This window comes from Paenibacillus sp. Soil750, assembly GCF_001428045.1.
Lineage (GTDB): Bacteria > Bacillota > Bacilli > Paenibacillales > NBRC-103111 > Paenibacillus_E > Paenibacillus_E allorhizoplanae.
Map to the genome: position 1 here is coordinate 20,050 of NZ_LMSD01000019.1, position 25,181 is coordinate 45,230.

The 25,181-nt window shown below is 47.1% G+C and carries 18 protein-coding genes, 1 pseudogene and 1 riboswitch; of the genes and pseudogenes, 17 read left to right on the forward strand and 2 right to left on the reverse strand.

The features are described from left to right. Positions 1-72: 72 nt before the first annotated feature. A riboswitch (cobalamin riboswitch) is annotated at positions 73-269 on the reverse strand. A 165-nt stretch (positions 270-434) separates the two neighbouring features. The 6 genes and pseudogenes from ASL11_RS19590 to ASL11_RS19615 all read left to right on the forward strand — a co-directional run bounded on the left by ASL11_RS19590 (position 435) and on the right by ASL11_RS19615 (position 7,600). After that, positions 435-1,346, forward strand: coding sequence for a LysR family transcriptional regulator (locus tag ASL11_RS19590; RefSeq protein ID WP_056618445.1), 912 nt, complete (start codon positions 435-437; stop codon positions 1,344-1,346). A 104-nt stretch (positions 1,347-1,450) separates the two neighbouring features. Then, on the forward strand, positions 1,451-3,739 hold the full coding sequence (gene metE, locus ASL11_RS19595) for a 5-methyltetrahydropteroyltriglutamate--homocysteine S-methyltransferase (protein ID WP_056618448.1): 2,289 nt from the start codon (positions 1,451-1,453) through the stop codon (positions 3,737-3,739). A gap of 46 nt (positions 3,740-3,785) precedes the next feature. Beyond that, positions 3,786-4,610 (forward strand): annotated as a pseudogene (gene glyA / locus ASL11_RS19600) (serine hydroxymethyltransferase); the annotation flags it as partial. Positions 4,611-4,742: 132 nt separating this feature from the next. Further along, positions 4,743-5,228 carry an NUDIX domain-containing protein gene (locus tag ASL11_RS19605; protein WP_056618452.1) on the forward strand — a complete coding sequence of 162 codons (486 nt, stop codon included), beginning with the start codon at positions 4,743-4,745 and terminating at the stop codon, positions 5,226-5,228. A 113-nt stretch (positions 5,229-5,341) separates the two neighbouring features. Further along, positions 5,342-6,496 (forward strand): Gfo/Idh/MocA family protein, encoded by a 1,155-nt coding sequence (locus ASL11_RS19610; RefSeq protein ID WP_056618455.1) that lies wholly within the window; start codon positions 5,342-5,344, stop codon positions 6,494-6,496. Between the two features lie 21 nt (positions 6,497-6,517). Continuing rightward, positions 6,518-7,600 carry a Gfo/Idh/MocA family protein gene (locus ASL11_RS19615; protein WP_056618459.1) on the forward strand — a complete coding sequence of 361 codons (1,083 nt, stop codon included), beginning with the start codon at positions 6,518-6,520 and terminating at the stop codon, positions 7,598-7,600. On the opposite strand, the gene ASL11_RS19620 is transcribed toward ASL11_RS19615, so the two are convergent. Next, on the reverse strand, positions 7,584-8,483 hold the full coding sequence (locus ASL11_RS19620; protein WP_056618463.1) for an AraC family transcriptional regulator: 900 nt from the start codon (positions 8,481-8,483) through the stop codon (positions 7,584-7,586). The genes ASL11_RS19615 and ASL11_RS19620 overlap by 17 nt on opposite strands. A gap of 399 nt (positions 8,484-8,882) precedes the next feature. On the opposite strand from ASL11_RS19620, the gene ASL11_RS19625 reads away from it, so the two are divergent. The 8 genes from ASL11_RS19625 to ASL11_RS19660 all read left to right on the forward strand — a co-directional run bounded on the left by ASL11_RS19625 (position 8,883) and on the right by ASL11_RS19660 (position 19,039). Continuing rightward, positions 8,883-9,749: a carbohydrate ABC transporter permease gene (locus ASL11_RS19625; RefSeq protein ID WP_056618466.1), complete on the forward strand. Its 867-nt coding sequence runs from the start codon at positions 8,883-8,885 to the stop codon at positions 9,747-9,749. A 32-nt stretch (positions 9,750-9,781) separates the two neighbouring features. Continuing rightward, a complete protein-coding gene (locus tag ASL11_RS19630) occupies positions 9,782-10,675 on the forward strand; it encodes a carbohydrate ABC transporter permease (RefSeq protein ID WP_056618469.1) in 894 nt (297 codons plus the stop codon). A 34-nt stretch (positions 10,676-10,709) separates the two neighbouring features. After that, positions 10,710-11,837: an efflux RND transporter periplasmic adaptor subunit gene (locus ASL11_RS19635; RefSeq protein WP_056618474.1), complete on the forward strand. Its 1,128-nt coding sequence runs from the start codon at positions 10,710-10,712 to the stop codon at positions 11,835-11,837. 18 nt (positions 11,838-11,855) lie between these two features. After that, positions 11,856-13,271, forward strand: coding sequence for an ABC transporter permease (locus ASL11_RS19640; RefSeq protein ID WP_056618477.1), 1,416 nt, complete (start codon positions 11,856-11,858; stop codon positions 13,269-13,271). Next, positions 13,252-14,694, forward strand: a complete 1,443-nt coding sequence (locus ASL11_RS19645) for an ABC transporter substrate-binding protein (RefSeq protein WP_056618480.1) — start codon at positions 13,252-13,254, stop codon at positions 14,692-14,694. Before ASL11_RS19640 ends, ASL11_RS19645 begins: the two co-directional genes overlap by 20 nt. A gap of 37 nt (positions 14,695-14,731) precedes the next feature. Next, positions 14,732-16,894: a hypothetical protein gene (locus ASL11_RS19650; RefSeq protein ID WP_056618483.1), complete on the forward strand. Its 2,163-nt coding sequence runs from the start codon at positions 14,732-14,734 to the stop codon at positions 16,892-16,894. Positions 16,895-16,982: 88 nt separating this feature from the next. Next, a complete protein-coding gene (locus tag ASL11_RS19655) occupies positions 16,983-17,687 on the forward strand; it encodes a response regulator transcription factor (protein ID WP_056618486.1) in 705 nt (234 codons plus the stop codon). Continuing rightward, a complete protein-coding gene (locus ASL11_RS19660) occupies positions 17,660-19,039 on the forward strand; it encodes a sensor histidine kinase (RefSeq protein WP_056618489.1) in 1,380 nt (459 codons plus the stop codon). The genes ASL11_RS19655 and ASL11_RS19660 overlap by 28 nt, the downstream gene beginning before the upstream one ends. Positions 19,040-19,469: 430 nt before the next feature. Here the strand turns inward: ASL11_RS19660 and ASL11_RS19665 are convergent, their stop codons facing one another. Next, on the reverse strand, positions 19,470-20,324 hold the full coding sequence (locus ASL11_RS19665) for an AraC family transcriptional regulator (protein ID WP_056618492.1): 855 nt from the start codon (positions 20,322-20,324) through the stop codon (positions 19,470-19,472). 174 nt (positions 20,325-20,498) lie between these two features. Here ASL11_RS19665 and ASL11_RS19670 point away from each other — a divergent pair, with 174 nt between their 5' ends. The 3 genes from ASL11_RS19670 (at position 20,499) to ASL11_RS19680 (ending at position 25,139) form a co-directional block, all read left to right on the forward strand. Further along, positions 20,499-21,446 (forward strand): N-acetylneuraminate lyase, encoded by a 948-nt coding sequence (locus ASL11_RS19670; protein WP_056618495.1) that lies wholly within the window; start codon positions 20,499-20,501, stop codon positions 21,444-21,446. A gap of 12 nt (positions 21,447-21,458) precedes the next feature. After that, entirely contained in the window at positions 21,459-21,929 is a 471-nt protein-coding gene (locus ASL11_RS19675) for a YhcH/YjgK/YiaL family protein (protein ID WP_056618498.1), read from the forward strand. Positions 21,930-22,214: 285 nt separating this feature from the next. Beyond that, positions 22,215-25,139 carry a sialidase family protein gene (locus tag ASL11_RS19680; protein WP_056618501.1) on the forward strand — a complete coding sequence of 975 codons (2,925 nt, stop codon included), beginning with the start codon at positions 22,215-22,217 and terminating at the stop codon, positions 25,137-25,139. Positions 25,140-25,181: the final 42 nt, after the last annotated feature.

The following is a 25,181-nucleotide window of genomic DNA, read 5'->3' on the forward strand; positions in this document are numbered from 1 at the left end:
AAGAATCAAGGGCTGTGATGTCAATATTGGTCGTAGACAACAAAAAGGCACCCCCTCCATCGTCCGTAGAGTTTGTGAATACACATTAAGGCTGGTCTCCTGACTCATGCGTCAACGCTTCTCTAACCTTCCCGGTATAGGAATACCAGTGGCAATTCATAGAGTCGCTCTTCATTTACAGTGGCGGGACCGTGCTGGATTTGCACCAGACTTCCCAATTAAGCATTGCTTATTCATAATAAGCATGCACCTTAACTATCAATTATTTAATTAGTCTAATCATATAGTCAGTTCAATTGTTTGTCTATGGAAGTTTAGTATGGATGTGGCTCGTATAGATGTCATTCAAGATACGGTGATTCACATAATTTGTGTTACAATATTCAAAATTAAGTAAGCTGCTGGTTCGGATTATAGTCGAAGGAGGGATATCCATGACTTTACAACAATTAAAATACGTAATCGAGGTAGCAAATCGCGGATCTATTAATGAGGCTGCCAAAAGGCTGTTTATTTCCCAACCTAGCCTTTCAAATGCGATTCGGGAGTTGGAAGAAGAAATTCAAATCGCTATCTTTGAAAGATCAAATAAAGGGATATCACTTTCCAAGGAAGGTGTTGAATTTCTTAGTTATGCGCGGCAGGTCGTCGAGCAGGCAGAGTTATTGGAAAGTCGATACCTGAATGCGAAGCCTTCATCGCAGCATTTTTCTGTGTCGACTCAGCATTATGCTTTTGCGGTAAATGCGTTCGTAAGTCTTGTTTCGGAGTATGGTCAGGATGAATATGAGTTGGCTTTGCGAGAAACCAAAACGTACGAAATTATTGAAGATGTCAAAAACCTGCGCAGTGAGATTGGCATCTTATACTTGAACGAATTTAATGGAAAGGTCATAAACAAGCTGCTTAAAAGCGGGAATCTGCAATTCAACAGTTTATTTATCGCCAAACCGCATATTTTTATCAGCATTAAAAATCCCCTCGCGAAGCAATCCATCGTGACCATTGACCAGCTGCAAAACTATCCGTATTTGTCATTTGATCAAGGGGAGTATAATTCCTTTCATTTTGCCGAAGAAATTCTCAGTACGATGTCACATCAGAAAAGCATCCGTGTGAATGACCGGGCCACACTCTTTAATTTGTTGATCGGTTTAAACGGATATACCATATCTACCGGGGTTTTGAGCTCAGATTTGAATGGAAATGAGATTATTCCCGTACCTTTGGATTGTGACGAAACGATCAATGTCGGGTGGATTTCCCATAGCCATATTCCGCTATCTAAGCTCGGTGCAGCTTACGTAGCAGCACTCCAACAGGCAATCGATCCCATGGCATTCTGATATAGTTTTAAGCTATATCTAGATATAGATAATTCCATTTACGTTATAACTAATCCTCTGTGATATCTTTGGTGTAACAAATTATTGCAGAGGAGTTTTGTCAAATGGTAAGAAGCAGTGTATTGGGATATCCGCGTATTGGTGCTGACAGGGAATGGAAGAAAGCACTTGAAGCCTTCTGGGCAGGCAAGCTTGAAGAATCAGAGTTTGAGTTACAGCTGCAGGAAATTCGTTTAAATCACTTGCGCAAGCAGAAGGAAAAAGGCATCGATCTTATTCCGGTTAACGATTTCAGCTATTATGATCATATCCTTGATACAGCTGCTATGTTTGGCATTATTCCTGAACGTTTTGCTTTTGAGGGGGGCGCAGTGCCCTTGTCAGTCTATTACGGAGTTGCCCGAGGAACGAAGGATGCTACAGCAAGTGAAATGACGAAGTGGTTCAACACCAATTATCACTATATTGTGCCTGAACTGACCGGAGCCTCTCCTGTCATTACGGAAAACAAGCCTTTAACAGCCTACCGGGAAGCGAAGGAAAAGCTCGGAATCGAAGGAAAGCCGGTTATCGTCGGTCCTTTAACTTTCTTGAAGCTATCCAAAGGATACAGTAAATCAGAAACGGACGCTTGGTTGAGCCGATTGACACCGCTTTATGTACAGATCCTTCAGGAGCTTGCAGAAGAAGGGGTTCAATGGGTACAGATCGATGAACCAATTCTCGTAACGAAGTTAAGCGATGAGGACATGGAGAGACTTCAAAACATCTATGCAACATTTGCCGCAGCTGTGCCAAACCTGAACATCATGTTGCAAACCTATTTTGAATCGGTAGATCGCTACGCTGACATCATCTCTCTGCCGGTGAAGGGGATTGGACTGGATTTCGTTCATGGTTTGGGCGCTAATGTACAGAACATTAAAACGTTCGGTTTTCCTGCAGACAAGGTTCTGGGTGCAGGCGTAATTGATGGCCGTGGTATCTGGAAAGCATCGATTCGGGAGAAGCTTGAGCTACTGGATGATCTCACTAAGCACGTTACAACGGAAAATCTGGTTATTCAGTCGTCGAGCAGCTTACTCCATGTTCCAGTAACGACTGAAAGAGAAACAAAGCTTACATCTGAGCTGAAGAATGCGCTAGCCTATGCGGAAGAAAAGCTGGATGAACTTGTTCTAATCACGAAAGCAATCGCTTCGGGCAAAGCTGGGGTACTTGAAGAAATAGAACAATGTGATCGCGCCATCCAAGCACTTCAACAATCGGATGAGCGTAACCGCAGCGATATTCAGCAGTCCGTAGCTGCACTAAGTGTTCAGCAGCCAGAACGTTCCCGTCCTTTTGCTGAGCGTCATGTCGCACAACAAGCGAAATGGCAATTGCCGCTTTTCCCTACAACGACTATCGGTAGTTTCCCGCAGTCTGCAGAAGTTCGTAAGGCGCGTCAATTATGGCGTAAAGGCGAATGGAACAATGAGCAGTATGCTGCGTTCATTCGTGAGCAAATCGATGTTTGGATCAAGCTTCAAGAGGAAATCGAATTGGACGTTCTTGTGCATGGTGAATTTGAGCGTACCGATATGGTCGAGTTTTTTGGAGAAAAGCTTGCAGGATTTGCATTTACGCAAAATGGATGGGTGCAATCCTATGGTTCCCGTTGTGTGAAACCGCCGGTGATATTCGGGGATGTAGCCTTCACAGGGGAAATGACTGTTGAAGAAACCAAGTATGCACAGTCACGCACAAGCCGTCCTGTTAAAGGCATGCTGACTGGACCGATCACCATTATGAACTGGTCGTTTGTCCGTGATGACATTCCTCGTGAACATATCGCCTACCAACTTGCGTACGCGCTTAGACAAGAAGTAGAGGCACTTGAGAGTGCTGGTATTGGCATGATTCAAGTTGACGAGCCTGCCGTTCGCGAAGGTTTGCCGCTGAAGGAAGAGGAACAAGCCGGTTACCTGGCATGGGCTGTTAAAGCGTTCCGCATCGCGACATGCACCGTACAAGACACAACACAAATTCATACACATATGTGCTATTGCGAATTTCATGACATGATTGAATCGATCGAGGCGATGGATGCCGATGTCATTTCAATCGAAACATCACGTAGCCATGGTGAATTAATTCATAGCTTCGAGTTGAATACCTACAAGCTGGGAATTGGATTAGGCGTATATGATATTCACAGTCCACGTGTTCCAAGTGTTGAGGAAATGACAGCCATGATCGAACGCGCCCTGCGTGTGCTGGATCCTAAGCTATTCTGGATTAATCCAGATTGCGGTCTGAAAACGCGCGGACTCGAAGAGACGGTTGCTTCCTTACGCAACATGGTGGATGCTACTAAAATTGCGCGTGACAAGCATGCTGCTCTCGTATAAATCATTTGAAGCGATATGGAACCAAAGACCAACAAATCGATTCTAAGGAGTTAGCGAAAGTGATGCATACATTGATTACAACGAGGTTCGTAAATTAGCCTTCAAGCATAAGCCTCGCATGCTCGTGGCTGGTGCCAGCGCATATCCACGCACGATCGATTTTGAAGCTTTGGCTTCTATCGCGAATGATGTGGGCGCGTTGTTCTTCGTGGACATGGCGCATATCGCCGGACTTGTTGCGGCAGGCTTACATCCGAACCCGGTGCCACACGCGCATTTTGTTACGACTACTACGCATAAAACGCTACGCGGCCCACGTGGCGGTATGATTCTTTGCCGCAAGCCTTGGGCGGCAGCGATTGATAAAGCGGTATTCCCTGGTACGCAAGGCGGACCATTGATGCATATCATTGCTGCGAAAGCTGTCGCTTTCGGTGAAGCACTCGAACCAGCTTTTAAAATGTATGCTCAAAATGTTGTAACGAACGCCAAAACATTATCAGAAGAGCTCCTAGCTGAAGGTGTTGATCTTGTATCCGGAGGTACGGACAACCATCTGATGCTCATCGACCTTCGCAGCCTCCATATCAGCGGTAAGGATGCTGAACACTTGTTGGACGAAGTAGGTGTAACGGTTAACAAAAATGCGATTCCTTTTGACCCTGCTAAACCGATGATTACAAGCGGGGTTCGTATCGGTACTCCGTCTGTTACTGCCCGTGGCATGGACCAGGCAGCTATGAAAACTATTGCTAAAATCGTCGCTTTAACATTAAAAAATCCATCGGACACAGCTGTGCATGAACAAGTACGAGGTATGGTAAAAGATTTAACTGCGCAATTCCCGCTTTATCCGGGCTTGAGCTACTAAATTCAGTGAATTTAGTTGGGAAAAGTATTTGATCTTTGGATCAAATACTTTTTTTGTTTCCCTCATAATGTTGACTTATCGGAATGAGCGGATTGAGAAGACGATCACATAAGTAAGGGATTGGTGGTTATTGTGAAGTATGAGTTCTCGGGTGCTTTGCCAAATCAAAAAATCATACTATCAAAGGAATGTCTCATTGAAGAAGCTAACTGTGTCCTGATTTTCGCCTTCTATCAAGGGAAGTTGGTTCTTGTTAGACATCATTCTCGCGGCTGGGAATTACCTGGAGGAACTAGAGAAGGAGGCGAGTCGATTATACAAACGGTAATCAGAGAGATGTATGAAGAGGCGGGAGGAGAACTCGCTTCGATTGAAACGGTTGGACAATATTTGATTTTTGAAAAGGACCATCTTGTATACGTGAAAAATATATATATTTCAAAAGTAAGTATGCTGAGGGAGTTACCGGTTGGATATGAAACGAATGGTGTCATGCTGTTAGATACAATTCCGGAGCAGTTTGAGATCATGAATGACCCAATATTTAGTTCTTTGATGAAGGACAATGTTTATTTAATTGTCTCCGAATGGATAAAGGATCATCGCTTTACGACATAAAAAGCAAAATAACTAAAACCGCAAAGTAACGGTATTTTTGCACAAGATAGCGTCACAATTGTAATCGCATTCTTGGTATGCTAGGAGCAACAAATGTCAGGGAGATGAAATAGATGCTGAAGGTAGCAATTATCGGTGCTGGCGCGATCTCGAAGGCGCATATTGAAGCTTATTTGCAATTTCCGGAGCGGTGTACAATTGTCGCGATTAGTGATATTTATGAGGATAAAGCACAGGAGCGCATTGATCAATTTAAGCTGGATGAAGCGAGAGCGGTAAAAGATTACAAAGAGCTGCTGCTGGAGGACATTGATCTCGTCTCCATCTGTACACCCCCGTACACGCATGCTTCCTTGACGGTTGAGTTTCTAGAAGCAGGCTCACATGTGATGGTGGAAAAGCCAATGGCTTCCTCGCTCGAGGAGTGTGATTTGATGAATGCTGCTGCCAGCCGCACGGGTAAGCTTCTATCCGTTGTGGCACAGAACCGCTTCAAGACGCCAATGATGAAAATGAAATCCGTCCTGGAAAGCGGCCTGATGGGCAAAGTCGTCCACGTCCAAGTTGATTCCTTCTGGTGGCGTGGCCATTGTTATTACGACCTCTGGTGGCGTGGCACGTGGGAGAAAGAAGGCGGCGGCCCGACGCTGAACCATGCGGTGCATCATATCGATGCCATGCTTTGGATGATGGGCAGTCCGACGGAAGTACAAGCCTTCATGAGCAACGTGTCGCACGATAACGCCGAGGTTGAGGATCTCTCGATCGGAATGCTTCGCTTCGCGAACGGCTCTCTAGGGCAAATCACGAGCTCAGTCGTCCATCATGGTGAGGAGCAGCAGTTGATTTTCCAAGGTGCGAAAGCACGTGTATCTGCGCCATGGAAAGTGAAAGCATCGAATTCAACGTCGAACGGTTTTCCAGAGCCGAACACGGAACTGGAGGAGCAATTGCAGACTTTCTACAACCAACTCCCAGAAGTCATCTACGAAGGACATGCTGGCCAAATCGACAATGTGTTAACCGCGATTGAAACGGGTGCACCCGTGCTGATCGATGGGATTAGCGGTCGTCAAACGTTGGAGCTTATTACGGGGATTTACAAATCAGCGAGCACAGGCGAGCTTGTGAAATTCCCACTTGATGCGCAAGACGCGTTCTATACGAGAAGCGGTGTGATGGCGAAGGCGACTCATTTTTACGAGAAGAGCACGTCGATCGAGAATTTCGCGCCACAGACGATTACTACGGGAAGCACTTTTAACTAACATCAGAGGAGACTGACGATAATGCAAAAAAGCGACGGCATGAATTACGCACCACAAGGAAGTTTTAACACGGTTTGTCAGCCAGGGGAGTTTATTTTTGCAGCAGCGGCGCTTGATCATGGGCATATTTATGGGATGTGCAATGGTCTGCGGGAAGCAGGCGGGGAATTGAAATGGGTGTACGATCCGGATCCGGCCAAAGTGGATAAATTCCTGAGCACGTACCCAGGTGTACGTGCGGCAAGCTCGTTGGAGGAGATTCTAGGCGATGCCGAGGTAAAGCTTGTGGCAGCTGCGGCGATTCCTTGCGATCGCGGGCCGCTTGGATTGCGCGTGATGGATAGTGGAAAGGATTACTTCACGGACAAGGCTCCTTTCACAACACTTGAGCAACTGGAAGAAGCACGTGCGAAGGTAGCCGAGACAGGACAGAAATATGCCGTCTATTACAGCGAACGTTTACACGTAGAAAGCGCAGTTTATGCTGGCCAATTAATTGAACAGGGCGCGATTGGTCGCGTTCATCAAGTCATTGGATTAGGGCCTCATCGCATTAGTTTGTCGAGTAGACCGGATTGGTTTTTTGAGAAGGAGAAGTTTGGTGGTATTTTGTGTGATATTGGGAGTCATCAGATCGAGCAGTTCTTGTATTTTACGGGGGCAAAAGACGCGAAGGTTGTACACAGTAAAGTTGCGAATTACAATTACCCGCAGTATCCGAGTTTTGAGGATTTCGGTGATGCTACTTTGGTCGGGGACAATGGTGCAACCGGCTATTTCCGAGTGGACTGGATGACCCCGGACGGTTTGAGCACATGGGGCGACGGCCGTATGACGATTCTGGGCAGCGACGGGTACATTGAGCTTCGTAAATATGTCGACATTGCAAGAGAACAGACGAGTAATCATGTGTACCTCGTGAACAAGGATGGGGAGCAGCACTTCGCCGTCAGCGGCCAGGTTGGTTTCCCTTACTTTGGTCAGTTGATCTTAGATTGCTTGAATCGCACGGAAGTCGCGATGACGCAAGAGCATACCTTTAAAGCAGCGGAGCTGTGCCTTATTGCCCAGCGCGATGCTATGATCATTACGGCAGCTGAGTAAGAGTGGCCTCGTACTGCTTCTGTAGTTGCTTGCGGTACTGGTGCGGCGTAATGCCGATATGGCTTTTGAACATTTTGCAAAAGTAAGAGCAATTCGTCACACCAATCGCCTCGCCAATGCGAGCGACCGTCTGATCTGTTGACATAAGCAGCTTAACGGCCTGCTGCATTCGGCGAGCAGTTACATAATCGGAAATGCTGGTACCTGTGCACTCGGTAAACAGATGGGACAAGTGGTAAGGGGAGAGATGCAGCTCAGCTGACATCTGCTCCAAACGCAGTGGTTCGGTGTAGTGCTCCTCCAACCAGCTGAGAATGCGCTCGGCTTGATGGGTTTTGCGCGTAGGGCCAGAACGAATCTGGCCATCGTGCTGCTCCCACAGCGGCATAAAGCTTCGGAAAAAAGCGATGAGAAAGAGGGAGTACTCCTCTAACTCATCGTTTTTATTTATAGAGGGCTGCTTCGTTTCTAAGCTTTGGAATAGTGAATGAAACTGATCCACCTCGTTTAGTCCATAGAGACAAGGGGCATGCAGCGTGCTGGTATGGATATGCTTGAAAAAAGCCAACAATCGCGGCCAGTGCGCGAAGTAGGATTCATAAACAGATGGTTCATATTGAATAACAGTGCGCGTGAATGGCGTCTCAGGGTCTACCTGAATATGGTGCAGCTGATAAGGCTGAAATACACATAACATCCCGGAGGTTACTTCATAGCTCTTCTGATCAACAATCAACGTGCCGTGTCCCTTGTGAACAATTAAGATTTCTATCCCTTGATGGGCGTGGAACGTGCCCTGAAATTGCTCGGATCCAATGGTTTCTCTCTGATAGGCAAAATAGAGTGGATTCTCGTTCAAACCGATATTTAGAACATAGGACATCAGGTCACTTCCTTAGCAATACGTAGGGTTTTAGACGCTCGATACAGCCAAAGTATACAGGAATGAAGCCGTAATCGGCAAGGCATTAGCTGAAGAACTAGCAGCGAAATGAACTCGCTGTGGTTAGAGCTGCTGGAATGGTTAATGTGGTTAAATATATTGGAGTAATTGGGATCACGTCCAAGACATCTGTCTTGGGCTTTTTGTCGTGCGTGATTCCTTGAATTCCATCTGCATCACCTTCTAATCCATTTCTAATTTTCAGATGAGAGAATGTGATCTAAGGAAAGGAGGAACGCATTTGTGCAAATATAAACAATTAGTTGTTTCACATGATAAACCGGTTATATTTCTGGATAAACGCAATCGTCCTGTAGGGACGAAGGAGTCGTTTATTGTATGAGATGGTTACGGGGCAACGAGGGTCTTACAGCACTTCTATTTCTATGGCCAAGTCTGGCCGGATTTGCAGTGTTTTTCTTGATACCCTTTGGGATGGGGTTTTATTACTCGCTCATGGACAGCCCTGTGGATGGCTCATTCGTGGGGCTAGAGAACTATCGCGAGCTTCTGGGAAATCCGATTTTTCGGCGAGCAGCCGTGAATACAAGTTTGTTTATGGCGATCTGTGTACCGCTTAACATGTTGATTGCACTAGGATTGGCTATGCTGCTCAATAGAAAGCTGCCGATGCGCCAAACGTTCCGGATTTCGTTCTTGAGTCCGCTTGTTGTGCCGGTGGCCTCGGTGGTGCTGGTATGGAATGCCCTATTCGACCTTCATGGGACGATTAATGCCTGGCTAGCAGACTGGGGAATCCGTCCGCATGACTGGATGGAAAGCGAGGCCTCCTTATACGTGCTTATTCTTGTTTATCTGTGGAAAAACATCGGCTACAATATGATCCTCTTCTTAGCGGGTCTTCAGAATATTCCAAACGATTATTACGAGGCAGCGTCGATGGATGGAGCCGGTAAGTTCCGACAGTGGCGATCGATTACTTTGGTGTATTTGACGCCAACGGCTTTCTTCGTTTTCATCATGTCGATGATTAACTCTTTCAAAATGTTCCGAGAGACCTACTTAATTGCCGGAAATTACCCCGATGAAAATATTTATATGCTGCAGCATTATATGAACAACATGTTCAAATCACTGGATTATCAGAAACTTACTTCTGCTGCATTTTTAATGGCAGTGGTGATTGTACTACTCGTCTTGACGTTATTCGTGGTGGAGAGGCGCATCAGCAAATCACTCGGATAACGGAGGATAGGCGCTTTGAAAGGAGAACCTGCATGCAAGACATTCGCTTAAAGCCGCTTACCGTCCGCGTAGGGCGGAAGTCTGCACGAATCGTACTCATAACCGTGCTCACCGCGCTGATGGCGGGATTTCTGTTCCCGATGGCGCTGACCATTGCGAACTCGTTCATGGCGGAAACAGAAATTTCAAGTAACTACGCTGCCCTTTCGGGAGACATGGATGATGGTCAATTCATCACCATGAAATGGATACCTGATCGTGTTACCTTATCCCAATTCTACGCCGTATTGGTTGGCAGACCGCAGTTCCTATTCATGTTCTGGAACTCGGTGAAAATGACCTTGCCAATCATTGCAGGTCAACTGCTTGTGGCATCGCTAGCTGCGTATGCTTTCGCCCATTTGCGTTTTCGTTTTCGCGAGCCGCTCTTCTTCCTGTACATTGTCACGATGCTGATGCCCTTTCAAGTCACGCTGGTGCCAAACTTTATTGTCGCGGAAAAGCTCGGACTACTGGGTTCGTATGGGGCGATTATCTACCCTGGTATCTTCAGCGCCTTTGGCGTGTTCCTGTTGCGGCAATTCATGATGGTCGTACCTGTCAGCTATATCGAAGCAGCGCGTGTAGATGGGGCGAGCCACTTGTACATATGGACAAGAATTGTGCTGCCAATGTGCGGGACCGGCGTAGCGGCACTTTCGATCCTCGTCTTTATAGATAACTGGAATATGGTGGAGCAGCCGCTGATTTTCTTAAATGATGCGATCAAACAGCCGTTATCTGTGTACTTAGCCGTCATTGGTGACGAGGAGCGAGGCATTGCCTTTGCTGCTTCGGTGGTGTATATGCTGCCGCCACTCTTGGTTGCGCTGTATGCAGAGAAGTATTTGGTCGAAGGTATCCAGCTCTCAGGTATTAAGGGATAAGGACGAATGGATCTATACATAGGAGGAACGTTGTATGGAAGTATTAATGGCCGCCGCCGACGGCGAACGCGCCAAGAAGAAAGGAATCCGAAAGGCCATCTTTGCTTTTATTATCGCTATGGTGGCATTAACATTTTTCTCCAATACTTTGCTGGGCATATCGCTGGCTGAGGTAACGGTGGAGAAGTCTGCGGCAGGCACGTTGTCACACGAGGTGATGGGTTCGGGGACTGTCGAGTCGGCGGAAACTGCAGATGTCTATGTGGAGACTAACTGGGTAGCAAGCGAGGTTCTAGTGAAGGTCGGGGATAAGGTGAAGGCTGGCCAAGAGCTCGTGGTTTTTAAAACAAGAGAGACAGAGGATTCGTTGAAAGACAATCAAGCGCGATATGCCCAGAAGCAGTTGAGTTTGGAGAAGCTCCAGGAAAACTATCAGGAAACTTTCCGCAGCAGTGATGAGAAACTCATGCGCAGCACGGCCCGTGATATCGAAAGCACACAGCTGGACATGCAAATCCTAGAGCGGCAAATCGCGAATCAACAGCGTCAGCTTAAGGAATTTTCTCGCCTCACGGCACCTGTTGGCGGGATCGTAACGGCGGTTAATGCCGTTAAGGGGGCGCCGGTTCAGAGCGGGAAAGCCGCAGTGAGCATCGCCGATTTGTCCAAGGGTCAGCAGATGAAGTCAACCATTGACGATGCTAAGGCGCCTTATGTAGCTGTGGGAGATAAGACGGAGCTCATTTTTGCCACATTAAACAATGCCAGAATTCCAGCGCAAATCACAGATATTCGGGATGCGGTGAGTGCTAGCGGTCAGTCAGGTGAAAAGGGAAAGGAACTGACATTCACACTGAAGGATGATCGTTTGAAGGGCGGGGAAACAGGCGAATTCGATATTGTCAAAAAAACAGCCGCATTCCGCTCACTCCTGCCTAACGATGCTGTGCGGGAGGATGATCAAGGGACTTATGTGCTGCTCTTGAAGGAGAAGAAGGGTCCGCTTGGCACAGAGTACGTTGCACAGCGCGCGAATGTCCAGATCGGAGATGCGGATGATATGAAAACATCCATCGAGAATGGCGTTACGCCGCTCGATAAAGTGATCGTGTCCAGCTCGAAGTCAATTGCAGATGGCGACCGTGTCCGTGCGGATCCATAAATGAGAGGAGAGCAGGATATGCAGCGTTCCCGATTGGCCGCATGGATGGTATTTGCTGGTGTGCTGTTGTTGCTGGTCAGCAGCGGATTAATTGCTTCCGTCGTCAGCGACTGGGAGCAGGCAAACGGTGCTCACGGCGTGCAGCAGCTAACAGTGAATGAGTCTGCTGCACGAGTAAGCCCAGTTGGCTCCGCAGGCCGAGCAGGCTTGTCCTTGAAAGATGCGGAGCTGTTGACGAAAAAATGGGCGCCGCTGCCCATTGCCTATACAGCGAGAGAGCAAACTCGCGCGGTATATGGCGCTGCGAAGCTGAATACCGATGTGTTCGGTGTGAACGGCGTCTACACGGATTTTAACGAGATGAAGCTGAAGGCAGGTGCTTCGTTCGGGCGAAACTCGGTGGAAGAGCACAGCCGAGTAGCTATCGTGAGCGACACAGTTGCTCAGCAGCTATTCCGCGCCAATCTAGTCGTAGGTAAAACGATTGATCTCTTCGGCGTGAATTTTACAGTCATCGGAGTGTTTGACGATGAAGGCTCGCTGCTTCGGCAGATGTCCGACGATGGCAGCCCGAATGTGTTGATTCCTGTCACGACCTTGTTCGATGTGCAACCGAATGCAGTCATTGAGACGATTCAAATGGCAGCTAAGTCTAACGCGGTTGACCGCGGAGAAAGTCAAGTAAGGGAAGCGCTCAGAGGAATCGGTCACAATCCTTCGCAATTCAACATCGTCAACCACGAGCTTGCTTATACGCGCATGACACAGTGGCGATTCATTCAATTGTTTGTCTGTGGGATGATCGCGATTTACTTGCTCGTGCGGTTGATGGCACGGCAATTATCTGTTATGCAAACGGTTCTAAGAAGCAGATTGACTAGAGATAATTGGACCGATGTGTTGATTCACGAGCGAAAAGCATTGCTGTTAATTACGCTCGCTATACTCGGCATGGCCGCCTGCATCATGGCTCTCTGGATCGGCATCCGGTTTCACCTCTACATTCCGTTGGAATGGGTGCCAGAACAAATTATTGATGTTTCATTTTATATGGAAAAGCTGAGAGGCCTTTGGCAGCAAGAAGCGGTACAGATGGGATATGTCCCATCGCCCCAGGAGCTTTTGACGGACGCCGCTAACCATCTTACAGACAGGTTGTTTATCGCTGGCATGTTGTTAGGCTTGCCGCTGTTTATGCTGGGTGCCCGATTATGGGCGCTGGAACGAGTGCCTGTATATGCCCAACTGCAACGTGTGTTTATCTATGTGCCAGTTGCAGCTGTTATTATTTTCGCCATTGCCCAGTGGGCGGGGTTGTCTTACCAGATCGAACCGCTGGATTATGCGGTAGTAGGTGCGCTATGCACCGTTGCTATGATTCATTTTAACCCATCAGAAGGAGTGGAATTTTCTTATGCACAAACTCACAGTTAAACAATCGGTTATTGCTTGCTCGCTCGTTTCTCTCTTATCTCTTACAGCCTGTTCGTCCAATACGACGACTACGACAGGTGACACGGGAAGCACGACAACACCTGCTACAGGGAATAAAACCGTTACTTTATCGGTCATGACGTCAGATCGTTTTCTCGAGCTAGCCAAACAGAAGTACGAGGCCCTGCATCCAGATACCAAAATCAACATCAAGGAGTATGAGGCTGCACCTCAAACGGCGACTGGACAGGGGCAAGGACAAGGCCAACAGCAGCAGATGGTAATGGTGAAGAAGCCAGATCCGAAAAACATCGAGAAATACGCTAGTTCGGTCGGCGCAGAGCTTATGAGCGGCAAAGCATCGGATGTGATCGTAACGAGTGGACTTCCTTTTCAGAAATATGCGGACAAGAAGCTGCTAGAGAACATTAGTGACCTGATGAGTAAAGATGCTTCATTCAAAAAGGACAACTATTACGCAGGTATTTTTGATGCTATGAAATATAACGGTTCCTTATACACAGTCCCTATTAAAGTGGGATTAAATATGTGGATTGGTAATCAAGCCCTATTGAGTGGTCAGCAGGTCGATGACGGCAAATGGACTTGGGCGGATTTTAAGAAACAAGCCAGCGCGTTAGTCTCGGATAAAAATAATGACGGCAAGCCGGACACGTATCCGCTCGGTAAAATTGAGCCTGACCAGTTGATTACCTCCATGCTGAACAGCAGCTTCTCTAAATTCGCCGATGTTGGCGCAAAGAAAGCGAAGTTCGATTCACCAGATTTTATTAACATGCTAAAGCTGGCAAAATCCTTGTATGACGATAAATTGATTCTTGCGGACAACTCGGACCCTGACAATGTTGTGTTCCAACCTAAAGGGAACGTGCTGATGTACATGGATATGTATATGATGCCAAAGATGAATTTTGATGGCAAGGGAGCTTACTATAACCTGCCTTCCGAGAGCGAAGCCAAGGGAACGCAGTTCACTTCCTCGCTTCCACTCGCAATCAATAGCAAGTCAGCCAACAAGAAGGAAGCTTGGGAATTCGTGAAGTATTTGCTGTCTGATGAGATGCAATCGTCCAGAGAGTTGAGCGGGATTGCGGTCAACAAGAACGGAGCTAAAGCGCAAATCGACTTGTTAAAAACATTGGGTACAGCCGGTGAAGGTGGCGCTGGCAAGAGCATGAAACTTAACATCAATGGCAAAGCGATGGCTGTTACGCCTCCTACAGAGCAAGAAGCTGCCGCTATAGAGAAAGTGTTAAACAACATTAGTGTAAATGGTGAAAGCGATCCGAAAATTACGAACATCGTCGTAGAAGAAACAGCCCCATTCTTCCAAGGTCAGAAGTCGGCTGAGGAAGTTGTGAAGGTGATTCAAAACAAGGTTAGCACGTATTTGCAAGAGTAACATGAAGTGCCGATCATCTAAGGAGGATGTTGTCATCATGACGATTCGTCATCATCAAATCATGTATTTGCTGCTGTTCCTCCTCCTAAGCAGCGTAGTTTCCCCCGTTTCGGCTTCGGCCGATTCTGGGGGTGCTGCGTCTTCTTCCGTGGAGTCAGCGAAGGAGCTTGTCGTAGGATCAACATCGCTAGGGAAGGCTTCCATCGGCGGGGATAGTTACATGGAAGTCACGGATCTCATGCTGCTGCCTGGCGATCAGGATGGGATGGTTACCTTCACGGTGCATGTCCATAACGGCGGTGTGAGCGAGTTGTCTTTCAAGAATTATTGGGTGCGTCTGCAGTCCAAGGCTGGAAGTACCTTTACAGCCAACCAGTTAGCGCAGAGCGGTGATACGAACCGGATCGCACCAGGTACAAGCGAGACGTATAGCTTTTATGCGAAAGTAAGTGCTTCTACCGAGCTTCAAGATCTCGTTATTAAGCTCGTTCAGTTGGATTTCTCGGTGTCTGGCTTTGAGCGAGTGGTGGGTCAGATGTCTCCTTCTGCGGACTACAGTGTGGTGACACCAGTGGGAGCGAATCGTTCGGTTCGAATCGACGGTACGCCATTCTACACGAACATTCATCGGACGTCCATTAGTCGAAATGAGGATAACTATTTGCCATCGATCTATTTTGAAATGGAAAATAAGGGGACAGGTAGCATCAAGCTGCCAGATCTGAGCTATTTCATTCGGACGGCCCAGGGGCACATGTATCCGCTACAAGCTACGAAAGTGGGTAAAGGCATGGAGCTGCAACCTCTAGCTGAAAAGGAAGGGCTGCTCAGCGGGTCTATTCCTAGGGAAGCGGGAGCGGAGGGTTGGCAGCTTGTCATCACGGAAACGACGACCACAAGTGACGGCAAAAGCAGCTTGAAGCTGCCGGTCGCTTTTTTCGAAATGCCGGAAGCTGTGGAAGTTGAGGTTTCATTGGGTAACGACTACGAATTCTCCAACAAGTCAGGCACCTATACCGCACGGTTGACATCTCTGCAGCGATTGCCATGGGAAGATCAAGACATTTTGGCGGCTAATATCACATTGACCAATAAAGGGAATCAGGCACTGCCCATTCCAGATCTGCAAGGTTATTTTGAACTAGATGATGCGGTTACTGTCGAGGCGAGCTTAATCCGGACAGACCGTGTGATCAGCCTTCAGCCAGGCAAAGAGATCAATCTACAGCTAGCGGGGAAAATACCGTATACGAGCGATTTCAAGGACTTGAATCTTGTTTTGCAAGAGAAGGCTGCAGATAACGAATTGAGCGATTTGCTCACGTTTCATCATAATAAAGAGCTGATGGGGATGAAAATGATTCCTACTGATGGAACGAGAACACTGACAGATATTGGTCAAAGTGCTGCTTATTCTGTTCGCTCCACTCAAACATTCGAAGGTGAAGGTGCTGATTTATTCACGGTTCAGTTGCGTGTTGAAAATTTGGAGAAGCGGTTCACTGATCTGCGGAAGCAGGTTGCCCAATTTAAGGCGGAAGACGGCACAGTGTTCCCTGCGCATATGACAGCGATCAACACTAAGATCATACCGGGTGGCAAGGCGCTTATCTATATCTATGGTACGATCCCGAAGGGGTATAAAACGGCAGACTTGCAGCTTATTCTGGGGGATGCGGCAACGTTTCAAGCCACAGGATCGGGTAAAGGAACCAGTGAAGACGAGGCGGGCTACGTTAACGCTGCTTCCTTCCAATTACCGGATGAAATCGAAGAGCCGAAGAATGGCTTCGCTGAGCTGGATGTGTACCCGTATACTCTTACTTTAAGTCATATTGGGACACAGATTAATTTTGCACAAGGAACCGTCATGCTTGATTTCGACTATGATTTAAAAAGGGATACCTTCGTGGAAACAAGCATGAAGGACCATTCGTTAATTGTTGAGCTGAGAGACGAATTGAGTGAGAGTGGGAAGGAGATTATCGTGAGCCAAACGTATGAGCTGGATGGGACGGATCCGATCAAATCTCTGCAAGTAGGCTTCCACGATACCACGATCACGTACACGAACAAAGATACCATTTATAAAATTCGTGATATGAAGTCGTATCAATTGAATGTCTACCACCAATTCCAAAATGGACAGAAAAAATTACTAGCAACCAAAGAACTAGATTGGTTTATTTATACAGACTAGCCTAAGCTAATTTTAAGCTAGCATTCATCTAATCCCTTTATACTGAAGCCATGTGTGAGGTTGCGGGTAACGCTTGGGAGGAAAGTTGATGAGAATACTCGTTGTGGAAGACGAGCTGCCTTTGCTGCAAACGATACGAACGTTGCTGGCGGAAGAAGGCTACCAAGTGGATGCGACAGCTTGCGGCGAAGAGGGCTGTTATTTGGCAGAGCAAGGCATCTACGATTTAGTCGTGCTCGACCGGATGCTGCCTGGGATGGATGGCGTCAAGATTGTACATAGTTTGCGAGCTAAGCAAGTTCTGACGCCGATCTTGTTTCTCACGGCCAGAGATAGCGTTGAGGATATGGTAAAAGGGTTGGATTCCGGTGCCGATGATTATATGACGAAGCCTTTCGGGGTACCGGAATTGCTCGCAAGGGTACGGGCGCTGCTGAGAAGGCGCGGAGGGATCGAGGTCGAAGATCGCCTATCCTACAATCAGCTTGTGCTGACAGGCAGAACGAAGGAAGTTGCGATTGCTGGGCAACCGTTGGAGCTGACACTGAAGGAATTCGAGCTGCTCGAATATTTGCTGCGCAATCGGGGGCAAATTCTGACGCGTGAGCAAATTTGTCTAAGGGTCTGGGGACTGGATTCGGACGTAGGGTCGAATGTCGTGGATGTCTACGTCTTCTATTTGCGCAAAAAATTGAAGCCCTTCGATTACGATCACATGATTCATACGATTCGCAACGTGGGGTACATTTTGAAGGAGAATACCTCATGTTCAAAAAGACCCGAATTCGTCTGACAGCGTTGAACGCGGTTGTTTTCTTCGTCATCATCGTCTGTCTGGGTGTGATCGTCTATACCGAATTGCGACATCAATTATATGCCAAAGTCGATGAATCGTTACAGCAGAGAGCCCAGCAGGATACACAGTTTTTCTATACCAAATCTCAAATGTTGAAGCCTAATCCGGATGATCCTGCAGATGGAACGATGAAGAAGACATTAATTCAGGTTCAAGGGATTGATCCTCGCGTGTTTTTGGTCATGTGGGATGATCAAGGGAACTCCTATCCCATATTAACCGGGGCAGGGATGCACAAAGAGGTGGATGCCTTCAAGCCTTATCGATCCCTCCCCATGCCTCAAACGGTTAACATAGCTAATCATTCATATCGTGTATATGCTGTTCAATACGAGCAGCCGAAACTGATGAATCTGAAAGTATTGACCGATATTTCCCAGGCGAAGGGACTAGATGCCATCACACCCTCAACGATTTTTACCGATGCTACGACCAAGATCGTATCCATTCAAGCCATAAGCCTCATCGACTCGGAGCAAAATATGTTGAAGCAATTGTTCGAGCTTATTTTGATAGGAATCGTGATAGGTGGCGCTATAACAGTATTGGCGGGGATGTATCTAGCCAATCAAGCGCTGCGTCCGATTAAGCAGTCATGGGATAAACAGCAACAATTCGTTGCTGACGCTTCCCATGAGCTGCGGATGCCGTTATCGATTATTCGGGCGAATGTCGAGCTCGCTTTCCGTCATCCGGATCGCTCGATTCTGCATATGAGTGAGCCGTTGTCGGTGGTTTTGGAGGAGTCGAAGCGTATGGGCAGGCTGACGGAACAGCTTTTGACGCTGGCGAGAGCGGATTCCAATCAAGAGGAACTCATGCTGAAGCCGTTGCAGCTGTCAGAGGTTATCCACGAAGTCGTGCAGAAATTCGAACCGTTAGCGGAGCTGAAGCAGCAGAAGCTGGAATCGGATGTCGAGAGTGGGATTGAATTGCTGGGGGATGCCGAACGGATCCATCAGCTGCTAGTTATTCTGCTCGACAACAGCATGAAGTTTACACCTGCTGACGGAACGATTCGTGTCGTTGCTCGGAAGAAGGGCAACGACATTGAGTTGGTGGTAGAAGACTCGGGAGCTGGGATATCGGCAGAGGATCTGCCGTATATCTTCGACCGCTTCTATCACGGCGACAAGTCGCGGACGCGCAGCACGGGGGGCACGGGACTCGGCCTCGCGATCGCGAAGTGGATCGTTGCCAAGCACGGCGGAGAGATCACCCCGTCTAGCGTGCTGGGGCAGGGAACGAAGATGATGCTTCGCTTCCCGGCGTTGCAGCGGCGGGGTTAATATGTTGTGTAAGAGAGCCGATCCTGTGGATCGGCTTTTTTCGTACATCACTCCTAATTTAAATAGGACATGATGTGTAACAGGCTGACTGCGAGCTTGGGTAGTTGTAGTTATAGTAGCAGTAGCAGTAGAAGTAGTGTGCTGTGTGCTCAGTTGAGTAGCTAGTTTTCAAATAACTGTAAAATGTACAGCTAATTTTGCCGTATCACCTAAGTTTTACCAAATAGATGGAAAAAGATCAGCTAATATGACCGAGATGGGCTGTTTGGTGTATTTGGCGGAAATTAACAGCATAAAATCCATTTATTGCTCCAAAATGGGGAGAATCAGCAAAATTAGCTACATTAACTCCATTTATTTGTTTAGTGCGGCGGAGAAAAAGCCGGGCAATCGAAGCTGCTTTTAAACTACACGTGCTTCGCTCCGCCTATTATTTCCGTTTCCTATACTCACTGGGGGTCATCCCTTTAATCCGCAGAAATGTGCGTGAAAATGTGGGGTAGGAGGAAAAGCCAGACTCATACGCTACCTGTGAAATAGGAAGATCGGAGGAATTCAATAAACTGCAAGCATGACGAACTCGAAGTTCATGTAGAAAGTCGACGAAATGAATGCCAAAGGTTTCGCCGAAATGTGTACTTAACAAGGTCGGATGAATGTGAAATTGTTCGGATAATGATGTTAAGGATAAAGGTTCCAAGTAATGATCGTACACATACTGGATGACGGACCAAATACTTTTCCTGACAGCGGAAGACTGTTTCACTGAATGTGTGGATTTGTTGTTATCTCTGCCACGGACAAATAACGATAATGCTTCCAGCAATAGAGCTCTGAGCATAATTGGCTTCCAGGTTAGCGATGAATTGTGTTCCTTGTATAATTTCTCCCACAGTCGCAGGCTTTCCTCATAAGCTTCGCCTTGTAATTGAATATAGGTCGGTTGGGCGCTATCGAGGCCGAGAAACAGATCATGCAACCCCCAAGCGGATTCGGGTCCAGTGGTAATTAGCTTCATGTCAAAATTACAAATGTACATCGATAACGTCTCATCAACGTCGGCTCGGTACTCGTGGATCTGATACGGAAGCAGCAAGACCATCGTGCCGGGCAGCATTTCGTGCTCGACTCCGTTTATCCGCTCTTTTCCTTTGCCTTCAAGCACTAATGAAAATTCAATGAAATCGTGACGATGAGCGGAGACAGAGGTATACTTCTTCTGTTTCATATGAAATGGAAAATCTGTATCGATATTCGGGTATTCGAAAAGATATTGAGGGTACATTAGGTTCTGTTTCACCTCCTGACCAAAGTAGCTCTATTATATCTGTTCCTATTTCGTAAAGAAATGATAGGATTTATAAAAAAATGAAATATGAGCCGATCTCCTCCGAGCTACAATACAGGCATAACGTAACTACTATTATGCGCGGGCAGCGCGAAGGAGAGAACGAACACCATGAACACGACAATGACAAACAGTAAATCGTTTCGCGGGATTTTCACAGCACTTCTGACGCCAATGTTCGAGAATGGCGACATTGATTTCCAGTCTCTGGCTCGGTTGGTTGAGCATCAAATCAAGCAAGGTATCCACGGCTTTTACGTTGGTGGAAGCACGGGAGAAGGATTTATTCTGACAAGTGAAGAGCGTCAGCAGGTGTTGGAGGCGGTTGTCAAGGCTGCGGCAGGTCGTGTTACAATTATTGCCCATGTCGGCAACATTAGTACAAGAGAATCGATCAAGTTGGCCAAGCATGCTGAGCTCCAAGGCATCGATGCGGTATCCGCGGTCGTGCCGTTTTATTATAAAGTAACGATGAAAGAAATTCGTGAGCATTACGAAGCGATTATGGCAGCTGTGTCATTGCCAATGATCGTTTATCATTTCCCAGGAGCAACGGGAGTTAACCTGTCGATGGACTTCTATGAGGAGATGAGCCGTAATCCGCAGTGCATTGGTGTGAAATTCACATCGCTGAATCTGTTTGAAATGCAGCAAATTCGTGCTCGTTGCGGACAGGATTTCCTCATTTATAACGGACATGATGAAGTGTATACAGGCGGTGCTTATGCAGGTGCGGATGGTGCCATCGGAAGCACGTTCAACATGATGCCTGGTTTGTTTGCAGAGATGTTTAAGATTATCTCATCGGCGGAACAGCCTCCAATGGCTGATCTGCAGGCGATGCAAGCAGAAGCTAATGAATTAATTGCACATATGATTCAGTTCGATGTCATTGCTTATGAGAAATACATGCTGTATCTCCAAGGCGTCTTATCTACGCCGACCGTCCGTCAGCCGTTGAAACAATTTACAGCGGCAGAGCGCGAACGTATCGAACAATATTATGCACAGAGCGATGTACTGCGTCGTCACGGACTCGTTGTAAAGACAGAGTGTTAGGAGGGAACTGCCTTGATTTTGGACTCGATTAGCCATTGGGAGAACAATAAGGGTCAATACGGCGAAGTTGTACGTCGAGCACTTACGGTTATCTCTCATTTGAACGTCACTGACATGCCGTCTTTGCTCGAAATAGAAGGAAAGAGAATGTATGTGATGAAGCAAACGCCTACGACAGCTACTTTTGAGGAACGGCTTGCCGAGAGTCATGTGCAGTATGCGGATATCCACCTTGTTGTGGAAGGGGAGGAGTGGCAAGGCTTCGCCCCTGCCTCTCCTCATAACAGCAGCGTGGAAGATCGATTGGAAGAGAGCGATTACGCGTTATTCGAGCAAGTCAAGAAGGAGTCGCGCGTTCAGCTGCTGCCGGGTGATTTTAGTATCTTTTGGCCTGGAGAAGTTCACCGTCCGAACTGTCATCCTAAGGGTGTAGTTCCTTTAGTGAAGTTAGTTGTGAAGATTCATCGCGATATATTTGAGTGAAACGAAACGACATCCCGATCATGGTTACTGCTGAGCACAGTCGATGATCGGGATATTTGTAGTTAGGATCAGCGTAATTCATAAAGAAATGATAGAATTTATAAAAAAATGAAATATAGTCGGCTGCACTGCAAGCTACAATACAGTCATCATAACTTTATGAAACCGCTTACTTATAGTTTTATTTGAAAAGGGAGGTGATTGGTGTTCATTCCATGTGGACGGACCCATTCGTAATCGCGATCATGGTCGGCTACAGCATCTAAATTAAAGGAGCGTGTAAAGATGTTAATAAGTAAAATAAACAAGCTGTTTTTCATGGTAGTAGCGGTTATTTTAATTGCAGCAGTTGTACCCGTTAATTCGGGCAATGTGGCAAGTGCGGCTACCCCTTTTTATGATGAAACCATTCTTTTTGAGTCGACGGTGGATGGATACGCCCAGTATCGCATACCAGGTGTCGTCGTCACCGGTAACGGGACCGTGATCACTTACTCGGAAGCAAGGAAGACGACGTCCGACTGGGCAGATATCGACATTTATATGCGAAGAAGTACAGATGGCGGAGCTACGTGGCAGCCCAGAGTCAAGCTCGTAGATGGTGTGTCTACAACCAATACGATTAACAATCCTGTCATGATTGCAGAAAAGAACAGCGGCACTGTCCATTTCCTCTACTGCAAGGAATATAATCAAGCTTTTTACAGAAAGAGTACGGACAATGGTACTACTTGGTCGACTCCTGTGGAAATTACTTCGGTCTTCAACCAATACAAATCAGAGTTTAACTGGGCAGCCTTCGCAACGGGCCCTGGTCATGGTATTCAGCTGGATAATGGCAGGCTGCTTGTACCTGTCTGGCTTACGTTAAACACCACTCACGCACCCGGTGTGGTTTCCACCATTTTCAGTGATGATGCCGGAGTTACTTGGCAGAGAGGTGACATTCTCTGGGATACGCCGGATATCCCAAGTCCCAATGAAACAACATCCGTGCAGTTATATAACGGTTCCGTTATGCTCAATATGAGAAACAGTACCAAAGTGTCTCCACTGCGTTCTGTCGCAACAAGTCAGAACGGGAACAGTGATTGGTCTACACCAGTCTTGGACAATGAATTGAATGACCCGAATAATTATGGAAGCATTGTACGATTTACAGATCAACACGAATACTACAACAACAGACTCCTGTTTACAAATACCAATAATCCAAGTGATCGATCCAATTTGACGGTTAAAATGTCGATGGATGAGGGAGATAGCTGGACTTATTCCAAAGTGATCAGCCCGACAGGCGCAGCCTATTCCGATCTCGCGGTTAGTAATGATAAACAGACGATCTATTGTTTTTATGAAAAATGGAACGGTACGCTCAAATATCATTATTTGGTTTTGGCTCGTTTTAATTTGGAGTGGCTATCCGATGGCGAGCAAAGTCTAGATCCGTTATCAGGTCCTTCCCCAACTTATCCGTCCATTCCAACCGTGGATGTGAATGAAGAGTGGAGCAGCTTGTCAGGGTGGACGACAGCTGGAAATGCCGCAATTAGCCCCGCGGGCCAACTGAACCTGTCCAGTAACAATAGTGCTACGTCTTCCGTTAACAGAACGGATATTAGCATTCCTCAAGCTTACACGCTCGAATTCAAGGCCAAAATCGATGATTTCAGCAATAGCCCAATAGGGATAAGCCCCTATCCAGCATCTTTGGCAACCAAGGTTGGGGATGGCCAATATAGGCTGATGCTGGATTTCAGGACGGATGGCATCTATGCAATGACCAATTATGGTGTGTGGACGCAGATAAAAGCGGTGACGCTCACGAACAGCTGGTATGCATGGAAAGTCATCGTAAATCATGGTGTGGCTGAAGTATACATGGATGGCGTGTCGCAGGGGAAATTCGCGATGCAGTCGGGCAACTATGGTGATGTGTTGCAGCACTGGGTTGTAGGCACTAGCACGGATGCTGTAAATGCACATGTCGAATACTCCAAACTGTATACAGAAGCGCCAGTTGTAGGGGATGTCGCTGTTGTCAATGTCGATGAGCAGTGGAACAGCATGTCAGCCTGGACTACAGCTGGCAGCGCGCAAATCAGTCCAACAGGCCAGCTGAACTTATCCAGTAACACAAGCACGAATACATCTGTGAGCCGAACTGATCTCAGCATTCCACAAGCTTATACCCTTGAATTTAAGGCGAAATTGGATGATTTCAGTAATGGCACGATTGGGGTTAGTCCACATCCGGCATCTTTAGGGACGAAGATTGGTGATGGGAAGTATAGATTGATGCTAGACTTCAGAACGGACGGCATCTACGCTATAACCAATTACGGCGTCTGGACACGAGTCAAAGCAGTAACATTGAATAGCAGCTGGCATCTATGGAAAGTAAGAGTGAATGATGGATATGCCGAAGTCTATATGGATGGGGTGTTCCAGGGGGAATTCGCCATGCAGGCTGGCAACTATAGTGATGTTGTGACACATTGGGTTCTTGGCACGAGCACGGATGCCGTGAATGCACATGTAGAATCCACAAGGCTGTACACAGAATTGCCTAGTTCCGCTCCAGTGGCATTCCTGAAATTCGATGAAACAAGCGGTACAACAGCGTCAGATTCGTCAGGCAACGGAAACACAGGAACGGTGATTAGTGGCGCGGTATGGGCGACTGGCGAGGCAAACAATGGGCTGACATTTGATGGAACCAATGATAATGTAGATGTAGGAAACAAACCTAGCTTGCAGTTTGGCAAAGGTGATTTTACAGCGTCTGCGTGGGTGAAAACCGATACTGTAACCGGTAATCGATTCATTTTCTGGTATGGGGATGTGGGGACAGCAGTTCCATCGTGGTGGGTACGCATGGATGCCGGCAAAATTGCTTTCCAACTCGATGGCACATCGGCGCCTACCGGTAATTATATGGCTACGGATACGGCCGTGCTGTCGGTTGGCACATGGACGCACATCGCCGTAACGAGGGAAGATTTAATTATAAGAATCTATGTGAATGGCGTAGAAGCTAAGGGTGTCTATACAAGTAACGTACCCGATGTAACGAGCGCGTCTAACGGTCTTTCTATAGGGAAGGATAAGAACGGCACCACGCGTTACTGGGATGGCATGATAGATGAAGTACGCATGTATGATAGGTCCTTAAGCTCCAAAGAAATACAAGGATTGTATAATCAATAAGGAAATAAGGCGTATGCCAAGTGCGGTGGAGAAGTGAGGTCG

Coding starts and splice junctions, on each gene's coding strand:
- ASL11_RS19660 (WP_056618489.1), top strand. CDS start 17,660: ATGTTCAAAAAGACCCGAATTCGTCTGACAGCGTTGAACGCGGTTGTT.
- ASL11_RS19630 (WP_056618469.1), top strand. CDS start 9,782: ATGCAAGACATTCGCTTAAAGCCGCTTACCGTCCGCGTAGGGCGGAAG.
- ASL11_RS19645 (WP_056618480.1), top strand. CDS start 13,252: ATGCACAAACTCACAGTTAAACAATCGGTTATTGCTTGCTCGCTCGTT.
- ASL11_RS19625 (WP_056618466.1), top strand. CDS start 8,883: ATGAGATGGTTACGGGGCAACGAGGGTCTTACAGCACTTCTATTTCTA.
- ASL11_RS19615 (WP_056618459.1), top strand. CDS start 6,518: ATGCAAAAAAGCGACGGCATGAATTACGCACCACAAGGAAGTTTTAAC.
- ASL11_RS19610 (WP_056618455.1), top strand. CDS start 5,342: ATGCTGAAGGTAGCAATTATCGGTGCTGGCGCGATCTCGAAGGCGCAT.
- ASL11_RS19665 (WP_056618492.1), bottom strand. CDS start 20,324: ATGTACCCTCAATATCTTTTCGAATACCCGAATATCGATACAGATTTT.
- ASL11_RS19650 (WP_056618483.1), top strand. CDS start 14,732: ATGACGATTCGTCATCATCAAATCATGTATTTGCTGCTGTTCCTCCTC.
- ASL11_RS19640 (WP_056618477.1), top strand. CDS start 11,856: ATGCAGCGTTCCCGATTGGCCGCATGGATGGTATTTGCTGGTGTGCTG.
- ASL11_RS19635 (WP_056618474.1), top strand. CDS start 10,710: ATGGAAGTATTAATGGCCGCCGCCGACGGCGAACGCGCCAAGAAGAAA.
- metE (WP_056618448.1), top strand. CDS start 1,451: ATGGTAAGAAGCAGTGTATTGGGATATCCGCGTATTGGTGCTGACAGG.
- ASL11_RS19590 (WP_056618445.1), top strand. CDS start 435: ATGACTTTACAACAATTAAAATACGTAATCGAGGTAGCAAATCGCGGA.
- ASL11_RS19680 (WP_056618501.1), top strand. CDS start 22,215: ATGTTAATAAGTAAAATAAACAAGCTGTTTTTCATGGTAGTAGCGGTT.
- ASL11_RS19620 (WP_056618463.1), bottom strand. CDS start 8,483: ATGTCCTATGTTCTAAATATCGGTTTGAACGAGAATCCACTCTATTTT.
- ASL11_RS19670 (WP_056618495.1), top strand. CDS start 20,499: ATGAACACGACAATGACAAACAGTAAATCGTTTCGCGGGATTTTCACA.
- ASL11_RS19655 (WP_056618486.1), top strand. CDS start 16,983: ATGAGAATACTCGTTGTGGAAGACGAGCTGCCTTTGCTGCAAACGATA.